This is a genomic window from Desulfosarcina sp. (assembly GCF_046496365.1).
In the GTDB taxonomy this organism is placed as follows: domain Bacteria; phylum Desulfobacterota; class Desulfobacteria; order Desulfobacterales; family Desulfosarcinaceae; genus Desulfosarcina.
This window is the reverse complement of record NZ_JAWOHB010000148.1, coordinates 1-9,072: the sequence shown is the minus strand read 5'-3', so window position 1 is coordinate 9,072 and position 9,072 is coordinate 1. Positions and strand designations below refer to the sequence as shown.

Annotated in this window: 10 protein-coding genes; 5 read left to right on the top strand and 5 right to left on the bottom strand. The window is 61.1% G+C overall.

The features are described from left to right. Positions 1-125: 125 nt before the first annotated feature. The 5 genes from R6V78_RS14890 to R6V78_RS14870 form a co-directional block, all read right to left on the bottom strand. A complete protein-coding gene (locus R6V78_RS14890) occupies positions 126-425 on the bottom strand; it encodes an HU family DNA-binding protein (protein WP_410290165.1) in 300 nt (99 codons plus the stop codon). A 104-nt stretch (positions 426-529) separates the two neighbouring features. Beyond that, positions 530-1,780, bottom strand: a complete 1,251-nt coding sequence (locus R6V78_RS14885; RefSeq protein WP_410290164.1) for an IMP cyclohydrolase — start codon at positions 1,778-1,780, stop codon at positions 530-532. 106 nt (positions 1,781-1,886) lie between these two features. Then, positions 1,887-2,573 carry a hypothetical protein gene (locus R6V78_RS14880; protein WP_410290163.1) on the bottom strand — a complete coding sequence of 229 codons (687 nt, stop codon included), beginning with the start codon at positions 2,571-2,573 and terminating at the stop codon, positions 1,887-1,889. 6 nt (positions 2,574-2,579) lie between these two features. After that, on the bottom strand, positions 2,580-3,281 hold the full coding sequence (locus tag R6V78_RS14875; protein ID WP_410290162.1) for an HD domain-containing protein: 702 nt from the start codon (positions 3,279-3,281) through the stop codon (positions 2,580-2,582). Between the two features lie 34 nt (positions 3,282-3,315). After that, on the bottom strand, positions 3,316-4,014 hold the full coding sequence (locus R6V78_RS14870) for an MBL fold metallo-hydrolase (RefSeq protein WP_410290161.1): 699 nt from the start codon (positions 4,012-4,014) through the stop codon (positions 3,316-3,318). A gap of 323 nt (positions 4,015-4,337) precedes the next feature. On the opposite strand from R6V78_RS14870, the gene mraZ reads away from it, so the two are divergent. The 5 genes from mraZ to R6V78_RS14845 form a co-directional block, all read left to right on the top strand. Continuing rightward, the gene (mraZ, locus tag R6V78_RS14865) at positions 4,338-4,784 is read left to right on the top strand and encodes a division/cell wall cluster transcriptional repressor MraZ (RefSeq protein WP_410290160.1); all 447 of its coding nucleotides are present in this window, start codon (positions 4,338-4,340) and stop codon (positions 4,782-4,784) included. Positions 4,785-4,787: 3 nt separating this feature from the next. After that, complete coding sequence (rsmH, locus tag R6V78_RS14860; RefSeq protein WP_410290159.1) at positions 4,788-5,726, top strand: 16S rRNA (cytosine(1402)-N(4))-methyltransferase RsmH; 939 nt, start codon at positions 4,788-4,790, stop codon at positions 5,724-5,726. Continuing rightward, entirely contained in the window at positions 5,726-6,085 is a 360-nt protein-coding gene (locus tag R6V78_RS14855) for a septum formation initiator family protein (RefSeq protein WP_410290158.1), read from the top strand. The genes rsmH and R6V78_RS14855 overlap by 1 nt, the downstream gene beginning before the upstream one ends. Beyond that, positions 6,082-7,815: a peptidoglycan D,D-transpeptidase FtsI family protein gene (locus R6V78_RS14850; protein WP_410290157.1), complete on the top strand. Its 1,734-nt coding sequence runs from the start codon at positions 6,082-6,084 to the stop codon at positions 7,813-7,815. Before R6V78_RS14855 ends, R6V78_RS14850 begins: the two co-directional genes overlap by 4 nt. Continuing rightward, positions 7,812-9,072 (top strand): UDP-N-acetylmuramoyl-L-alanyl-D-glutamate--2,6-diaminopimelate ligase (locus R6V78_RS14845; protein ID WP_410290156.1); only part of this gene is annotated, 1,261 nt, incomplete at its 3' end. The genes R6V78_RS14850 and R6V78_RS14845, both read left to right, overlap by 4 nt.

Genomic DNA, 9,072 nt, shown 5'->3' with positions numbered 1-9,072 from the left:
CAAGTTCAAACCGGGCAAGAAACTGAGAGAGGCTGTTTAAATTCCAGCCCCCCCAATTTTAAAAGGCGGCCCGCCGGGTTGGATGAACCCGGCGGGCCGCCTTTTAAAATTGGGGGGGCTGGAATTTAAACAGCCTCTCTCAGTTTCTTGCCCGGTTTGAACTTGACCACATTGGCGGCCTTGATCTTGATTGCCTCACCGGTCTGCGGGTTGCGTCCCTTGCGGGCTTTGCGGCGCACCTTCATGAAGGTTCCAAAACCCACCAAAGTCACTTTGCCATCTTTTTTCTTCAGGGCCTTGGCGACGTTGGCGATGAAGGAGTCCAGCGCGGCGGCGGCGGCGACTTTGGTGATGCTGGACTCTTCTGCCATTTTCTCAACTAATTCAGCCTTTGTCATCTTTTCCTCCTTTGATGGGTGTGAAATAGGAACCTAATAATTGATGCTTATTTTTCGGGATTACAGCAAATTTTTGACGGTGTCAACAGCGAAACCGCATGAAACAAGGGTTTGAGGGAAGAAAAACGGCGCTAATGCTTGAAACTGCGCTGTCCAGTAAAGACCATGGCCACATCAGCCTCGTTGCACGCCTGGATGGATTGGTAATCGTTGTTTGATCCGCCGGGTTGAACCACTGCGGTGATGCCTTCGCGAATCCCCACATCCACACCGTCCCGGAACGGAAAGAACGCATCGCTGACCATGCTGGCACCGATCAGGCCGCCCTTTTGGGCTGCAACGCGCGCGTCGATTTCCGCCCTGCGTTCCGGATCCTTCATCTCGTTGTAGGGCGTCTGCCAGGTTTCGAAGCAATAGCGGTCGGCCAGTTTGCGGTAGGCCTTGTCCCGGGCGATTTCCGCCACGCCGACCCGGTCCTGCTCGCCGGTGCCGATGCCTACGGTGGCCAGGTCCTTGACGTAGAGCACCGAATTTGACGTGACACCCGACTCCACCAGCCAGCCGAACAGCAGGTCCGCGTACTCGCGGTCGGTGGGCATTCGGCGGGTCTGGTAAACTTTCCCGTCGGCCTCGCAGCGGGCCGGCTTCAGATCGGCCCGGGTTTGCGCCCGGGGCACAAAGGACCACTGGGCGATGATGCCGCCGTCAATGAGACTCTTGAACTCCACACAACGCCGGCCGACAAATTCGTGCAGCCTGGCGATGTTGCCGATACGGATCACCCGCAGGTTTTTCTTGCGGGAGAAGATCGCCATCACCCCCGGTTCGAAATCGGGTGCCACCACCACCTCGGCATACTGGCTGCAGATGGCTTCGGCGGACGCTATATCCACGCTGCGGTTCACGGCGATGCAGCCGCCGAAGGCGGCCACCCGGTCGGCCCGGTTGGCTTTGAGGTAAGCCTGCTCCAGGGTCTGGGCCTGGGCAACGCCGCACGGGTTGTTGTGCTTGACGATCACCGCCGTGGGTCGGTCTGTGAAATATCTGAGGATATTGAGAGAGTTGTCCGCGTCGGTAAGGTTGGTCTTGCCCGGGTGCTTGCCTGACTGCAGCAGTTCGATGTCCGAAGCCAGATACTGGCCCGGCTGGATGGTTTGCGTCTCCCCGAGGACAAGGTTGCCGTTGACCATGCGGTACAGGGCGGCTTCCTGGCCGGGGTTTTCACCGTATCGCAGTCCTTTCTGGACGGCATCGATGGTCCAGGTGACCTTTTCGTAAAACAGGGTCTGCCGCCGGTCCTGGTCAACGAAGCTGATCTCCATTTTCGGGGGAAAATGGTCGTCCATGATGGTCCGGTACATGGTTTTCAGATTTTCAGCCATGGTAATGCTCCTGGGTTTTTGAAGATAAAAAAGGATCCAAGGGGTCGAGGATTCAAGGGGCCAGGGGAACTCCGTCAACCCCGAAAATCGAACGAACCCAACGCAGTCACCGGTTCTGCAGCCGGTATGCTTTCTCGACCGCCGCAAAGCCGGTGTCGGCCAGGTATGCGGCAATGGCCGCGTCGTAGGCGGCGGTGTGGGCGAAAGCCTTGCGGGCCAGCCGGTACCGCAGGTGCAGGGGGGTGCACCCATCGTCTTGGTCCATCGCATCGGCGATCCGTGCGTAATCGCCGGGATCCACCACCGACGCCACCCGGATGAAGTTTTTGGCCGCAGCCCGGATCATGCACGGTCCGCCGATGTCGATGTTGCCGCGGGCCTGTTCCGCTGTCACGGCTGCATTGGCGATGGTCTGCTCGAACGGGTAGAGGTTCACCACGACCATGTCGATGGGGATGCCCCCGGTGCGCTTTAGATCCAACTGGTGGGCCTGGTTGTAGGTTTCGGTGAGAAGTCCCAGGTAGATCTTGAAATCCAGGGTTTTCACCAGTCCCCCCTGGGTTTCCGGCTGTCCGGTGTAGTCGGACACCTGGGTCAGGCAGCCATCGGCCCGGCTGCCCAGAATTTCCCGGAGGCGGGCAAAGGTTCCGCCGGTGGAAAAGATCCGCATGCGCGGATTGATATCCAGCAGCCGGGGGGCGAAAGTCTCCAGCCCGCTTTTGTCGGAAACACTGATCAGCGCATGCTTCACCCTGACCCGGTCGTCAATTTCCGTCACCACGTTGATTGCCATGTCGCCTTACCTTTCTCCTTCGTATTCTTCCATGAACCGGTCGAAAAAGCCGGCCATGAAGCGGTGCCGTTCATCGGCCAGGCGCCGGCCTGTCACGGTGAGGATCCGGTCGCGGATCTTGGCCAGCTTGACCACGTACTCGCGGTAGCCCGTGTCGTCGACGGAATAGGCCGGCGCACGGGTCACATCAATCTCGGGGCTGTGCAGCCTGGCCCCCAGTTCACCGGCAAACAGAAATGCCCGGGCCACACCCACAGCGCCGATGGCGTCCAGCTTGTCCGCATCGAACAGCACACAGGCCTCGAGGGTCCGGGGGGTTTCGCCCCGGCGGAACCGGTGGGCGGCGATGCAGTGGATGACATTCTCCCGGCGTGCATCCGCCAGGGGATGCATATTCAGGATTTCCCGGGCGATGGCGGCGCCTTTCTCCGCGTGGCAGACCTTGCCGCTGGCCCGGTCCTGATGGGCGCGGCCGATGTCGTGAAGGTAGGCGGCGGCTTCCGTGACCAGCAGGTCCGCACCTTCGGCGGCGCCGATGCGCCGGCAGAGCCGGTGCACCCTCAGGGTGTGGTCCCAGTCGTGGCTCCCGCGGGCTTGTGAAAAGTGGGCCTGTGCCTGTTCACGGATGCGGGCCAGGAAGTTTTTCTCGGTTTCGGTCATGGTCGCTGCACCACCGGCGCGGGTGTACCGGACTGCGCGCGGTTTCATCACCGCGCAGCCGTCATGCGTTTGCCCATTGGTCTCATTCGAGGGACATGATTCCTTCCCAGCGCTGATATTCTGTGTCCGCAGGCAGATCTTTCGACTTGAGCAGCCCGATTATCTCCGGGTCGTTGAAGCGCAGGAAGGGGTTGACGGTGCGTTCATCGTCCAGGGTCGAGACCACATGGTGTGGATCGTAGCGGGCGGCGTAGGCATCAATGGCGCGGTTTTCCGGGGTCAGGTGCCGGGCAAAGGCCAGGGACGCCTTGACGTAGTCGTGGCCGGCATAAATTCGAGTGGTGCCGGGGTAACCCATGAGCAGACGGATGGACTGGTAAAAGGCCTTCAAGTCTCCCGAAAAGCAGTTGCCCACCGTGCCGTTGAACAGGGTGTCCCCGGTGACCAGAAAATTGCCGGCGGCAAAGGTCACCGAGTCCATGGTGTGGCCCGGGGTCCGGCGGACGGTCACCTTCTCGCCCTCGAGGTCGATGGTGTGGCCCTCCGGGAACGTGCGGTGGTCCAGGTGCGCGGCGCCCGATGCGTTGGCCAGTTGGCGGGTGCCCGCAGTATGGTCGCCGTGGCCGTGGGTGTTGGTGACATGGTTCAGCTTCAGGCCGTTGTCACGGACAAAGCCGAGAATTGCATCCACGGCGCCGCCATCGATGGCCAGCGCCGAGCTGCCCGTGTACACAAGATACCCCAGGTTGTCCCCGCCGTACAAAAACTGTTTAATTTTCATGTGTCGCTCCTCCGCTGGGATTCCTCACCGCCATAAGCTCAGATTCTGCATTGATATCGATATATTAAACTGCGGCTCCACGCAACCATAAAAAACGCTTGCGACCGCCGCGTGGCCGGGCCCGGCCGTGCCACTGCAGCGGTTCAAAATATAATATTTACTCCACTTTAATCCACCTGGTTGACGATTGGGCGCTTTTATGTTTAACTTTCAAAAATTATTAATAAAAATTTAGGATTCATACATACTTTTTTCTTGACACAGTAGGAAATTTGTACTTTTATCCAGGCATGGTGGATTAAAGTGGATTAAATTGGTGAAACATGTTTCGGGGAAGCTCCTTTCATACCATTGACCCAAAAGGGCGGATTATCATTCCGACGCGGTTTCGGGAGGTGATCACGGCCAGCGGAATCGACAGCATCATGATCACCCGCATGGACCGCTGCCTTTTTGCCTACACCCACGACGAATGGGGCAAACTGGAACAGAAAATACTCGCTCTGCCCGAAAAAAGCGAGGCCATGCGGCGGTTTCAGCGCACATTTATCGGCGGGGCCCACGACTGCAAGTGTGACGCCCAGGGGCGCGTGCTGATTCCCCCTTTCCTGAAGCAGTATTCCAACCTGGACAAGGAGATCGTCCTGGTAGGCGTGACGGCCCGTTTTGAGATCTGGTCGCGGGAAAACTGGGACCAGGAGAACGAATTGATGGAAAAGGATATGCGCAACGACCAGGTGCGGCGCGAGATCGCCCAGCTGGGGATTTAGCCCATGTCCGACTACCATGTCACCGCCATGCTTGCAGAAGCGGTGGACATGCTGGCTTGCCGGCCGGGCAAGATCATCGTTGACGGCACACTCGGCGGCTCCGGCCACGCCCGGCGGATCTGTGAGCAGATCGGCCCCGGCGGCGTCTTCATCGGTATCGATCAGGACCGGGATGCCATTGAACAGGCCCGCAGGGTGCTTCCCGCCGACGAATCCCGGATCCACATCATCCACGGCAACTTCGTGGATCTTCCGCTGTTGCTTTCAAAATTGGATATCGATGCCGTGGACGGCATTCTCATTGACATCGGCCTCTCTCTTCACCAGATCGAGGCCAGTGGCCGTGGATTCAGTTTCAGTCGGGATGAGCCCCTGGACATGCGGATGGACGACCGATCTCCTGTAACCGCCGCCGATCTGGTGGCATCCCTGAGCGAACGGGAACTGGCCCAGACGTTCAGCCGCCTGGGTGAAGAACGCTGGTCGACGCGAATCGCCCGTTTTCTGGTGGCCAAACGCAAGACGGGCCCGGTGACCACCAGCGGCCAACTGGCCCGACTGGTCGCGGAGGCGGTTCCTGCCGGCGCGGCGCGGTCGCAGAAGATTCACCCGGCCACGCGGGTGTTCATGGCCCTGCGCATCGCCGTGAACCATGAACTGGACGTGCTGGCGCGCTTTCTGGAAACAGCTGTGGATCTGCTCAATCCGGGCGGCCGCCTGTGTGTGCTTTGTTTCCACTCTCTGGAAGACCGCATCGTCAAGCACCGTTTCCGGACGATGCAGCACCCGTGCACATGTCCGCCGTCCTTTCCCCGTTGCGTCTGCGGCCGTCGGCCAACCGTCCGGCTGTTGACCCGAAAGGCGATGCGGCCTTCAGAAGCGGAGATACGCAAAAACCCCATGGCCCGCAGTACGCGGCTGAGAGCCGTGGAGAAATTGTGATGGCCGCCCCGGGCAGAATACTTCCGCGGCGGACCCTCGAGGGCAGCGGGAAGGGGCAGGACAGCACCGGCAACCGCAAGGTCCGGCCGCCGGGAAAAACCATGACCAGCCTCTGGATGGTTCTGATGGCCCTATTTTTTGTGCAGGCCCTGTTTTATGCATGGTGCAGGGTCCAGTGTGTCAACGTCGGGTATGGCATCGACCGGGAAAACCAGCGGCACCAGGCATTGCTCAAGGAGCGCAACACCCTGAAAATTGAACTTGCCCGGCTTAAATCACCGGAGCGGATTGAAACCATTGCCCGGACCCGGCTGGGCCTGATCATGCCCGATTCCGAGCAGACGGTGGCACTGCCATGAGCACCTCGGCAACCACACGGACACGCCTGCGGGCCGGAATCGTCGGGGCGTTTTTTTTAATGGCCCTTGTCGCCATCAGCCTCCAGGCAATCCGGCTGCATGTGTTCAAGGGGGCCTGGCTTTCCGAGCGCGCGGCCCGTGAATACGAGGGGGCCCTGGTGGTGCAGGGCAAGCGCGGGGCCATCATGGATCGCAACGGCAACCCGCTGGCCGTGAGCATAGACAGCCCGTCAATCGCCGCATATCCCCGCCAGCTTGCGGATCGCAAAGCAGCCGCAGGGCAGCTGGCCAAAGCCCTGAACCAGCCGCAGCGGGAGGTATACGCCAAGCTGGATCCCAAACGGTCGTTCGTGTGGCTCAAACGCCAGGCCATTCCCAGGCAGGCCGAAGCGGTTCAGGTGCTGGGACTCAAGGGGGTCGATTTTATCACCGAACACAGCCGTTACTATCCCAGCAAGACCCTGGCGGCCCAGCTGGTGGGGTTTTCCGGTATCGACGGCCACGGCCTGGAAGGGTTGGAGTTCTATTACGACGCCTACCTGAAGGGCAATGAGCAGAAGATTGCTATCCTCAAGGATGCGCTGGGACGTCGGTTCGAGGGCGCGATGCCGGCGAGCCTGACCGGGGGCAGCAACGTGGTGCTGACCATCGATGGCACCATCCAGCACATCGCCCAGAAAGCACTCGAGGCAACGGTGACCGAAAACGCGGCCAAATCGGGCATCGCCATCGTCATGGTTCCGGCCACCGGGGAGGTTCTGGCCCTGGCGCACTGCCCGTTTTTCAATCCCAACCGGTACGGGGATTTCGGACGCGAATTGTGGAGAAACCGCGCCATCACCGATCCATTTGAGCCCGGCAGCACCATGAAGATATTCAGCGTGGCGGCGGCTATCGACAGCGGCATCTGCTCGGCGTCGACGATCTTCTACTGTGAAAACGGCGAATACCGGATCGGCAGAAACACCATTCACGATACCAAGTCGCACGGGTGGCTGTCATTGCAGCAGATTGTCAAGTACTCGAGCAACATCGGCACCGTGAAGATGGCTGAAAGGCTGGGCACTCACCAGCTGCACGACTACCTGCGGGCCTTCGGTTTCGGTCAGCGATCCGGTATCAGCTGTCCCGGTGAAACCGCCGGCAGCCTGAGCAGCTTCAAAACCTGGTCCGCCATCGATGCGGGCGCCATCTCCTTCGGGCAGGGCATTGCGGTCTCCGCCATTCAACTGATTGCGGCGGCATCGGCCATCGCCAACGACGGACTGCTGATGAAGCCGCTTTTGGTCAGGGAGATCACTGACCGCGACGGACGCACGCTGGAGCGCTTCTCCCCCGAGCCGGTCAGGCGGGTGGTCAGTTCGCACACCGCCGCCACGGTGCGGCGGATTCTGAAAACGGTTATCTCCGAGGGCGGCACCGGGGTGAATGCGGCCATGGCGGGGTATTCCGTGGGCGGCAAGACCGGCACCGCCCAGAAAATCGGTGACAGCGGCACCTATGCCAAGGGGCTCTATGTGTCTTCTTTCGTGGGCTTTGCCCCGGCGGATCACCCGGAACTGGCCATTTTGGTAATCGTCGACGAGCCCAGGAAGCAGAGCTATGGCAGCGTCGTGGCGGCACCCGCCTTCCGCCAGATCGCCTTGGAAGCCTTGAACTATCTCAACATCCCCCCGGGACCCGATGCCGACCGATTGCGGGTGTCCCGGGGCAACAGGGCCAACGGATGAAGCTGTCAGCGCTCACGGATCGACTCGAGGTTGAATCTGCAGCCGCCATGCGGCCGTCTGCGGATCCGGAGGTGACCGGCGTGTGCTACGACTCGCGCCGGTCGGCCCCGGGCTGTGTGTTCGTGGCCATCGAAGGGTTCAGCGTCGACGGACACCGCTTTATTCCCGAGGCCGTGGCGCGGGGGGCGGTGGCTGTGGTCTGTCGCCAGCCTGCCGCGGTCGATGCGCTGGTGATCCGCGTGGCGGACACACGCGCGGCGCTGGCTCATCTGGCGTGCCGATTTTACGGCCATCCGGCCGATGGGATGACCCTGGTGGGGGTCACCGGCACCAGCGGCAAGACCACGGTCACCTATCTGCTGGAGCGGATCCTGGCAGAGGCCGGGCATCGACCCGGTGTGGTGGGGACGATCAACTTCCGCTATGGCGGCCAGGCGTTCACGAATCCGGTGACCACGCCCGAATCCCTTGAACTTCAGGGAATCTTTCGGCAGATGGCCGACAGCAAAACCACCCATGTTGTCATGGAGGTCTCCTCCCACGCCCTGGATCTGCATCGGGTGGACGGCTGCCGTTTCGACGTGGCTGTTTTCACCAATTTGTCCCATGACCACCTGGACCATCACGGCAGCATGGACGGGTACTGGCGCAGCAAGAAAAAACTGTTCGGCGAATACCTGAAACCGGCGGACGGCGACCACCCGGTGCGGGCCGTGGTCAATACGGACGATTCCCGCGGGAGTGAACTGGCCGGGAGCCTGGGCGCCATGGTCCTGCGCACCGCTGTCTGCAAAGCGGGAGATGTGGTGCCGCTGGGCGTGGTCAGGGACCTGGCGGGCATTCGCGGAAGCATCGCCACACCCGATGGCGAGATTGCCTTCGCTTCGCCCCTGGTGGGGGATTTCAATCTCGAGAATATTCTCAGCGCTGCCGGTGCGGCCCTGGCGCTGGGGATTCCGGCGGCCGCCATTGCCGCGGGCATCAATGCCACCCAATGCGTGCCCGGTCGGCTGGAGCGGATCGTGGAGGGTGGGGCGCGATTCATTTTCGTGGACTACTCCCACAAGCCGGATGCCCTGGAAAACGCCATTGCGGCCCTGCGGAACCTGACGGTCGGGCGGCTGATCACCGTTTTCGGATGCGGCGGGGATCGGGATCGAACCAAACGCCCGGTCATGGGGGCAATTGCCGCCCGGCTCAGCGATCTCACGGTCGTGACCTCGGACAACCCCCGCTCGGAGGATCCGCACAGGATCC

Coding starts and splice junctions, on each gene's coding strand:
- R6V78_RS14870 (WP_410290161.1), bottom strand. CDS start 4,014: ATGAAAATTAAACAGTTTTTGTACGGCGGGGACAACCTGGGGTATCTT.
- R6V78_RS14880 (WP_410290163.1), bottom strand. CDS start 2,573: ATGGCAATCAACGTGGTGACGGAAATTGACGACCGGGTCAGGGTGAAG.
- R6V78_RS14855 (WP_410290158.1), top strand. CDS start 5,726: ATGGCCGCCCCGGGCAGAATACTTCCGCGGCGGACCCTCGAGGGCAGC.
- mraZ (WP_410290160.1), top strand. CDS start 4,338: ATGTTTCGGGGAAGCTCCTTTCATACCATTGACCCAAAAGGGCGGATT.
- rsmH (WP_410290159.1), top strand. CDS start 4,788: ATGTCCGACTACCATGTCACCGCCATGCTTGCAGAAGCGGTGGACATG.
- R6V78_RS14850 (WP_410290157.1), top strand. CDS start 6,082: ATGAGCACCTCGGCAACCACACGGACACGCCTGCGGGCCGGAATCGTC.
- R6V78_RS14885 (WP_410290164.1), bottom strand. CDS start 1,780: ATGGCTGAAAATCTGAAAACCATGTACCGGACCATCATGGACGACCAT.
- R6V78_RS14875 (WP_410290162.1), bottom strand. CDS start 3,281: ATGAAACCGCGCGCAGTCCGGTACACCCGCGCCGGTGGTGCAGCGACC.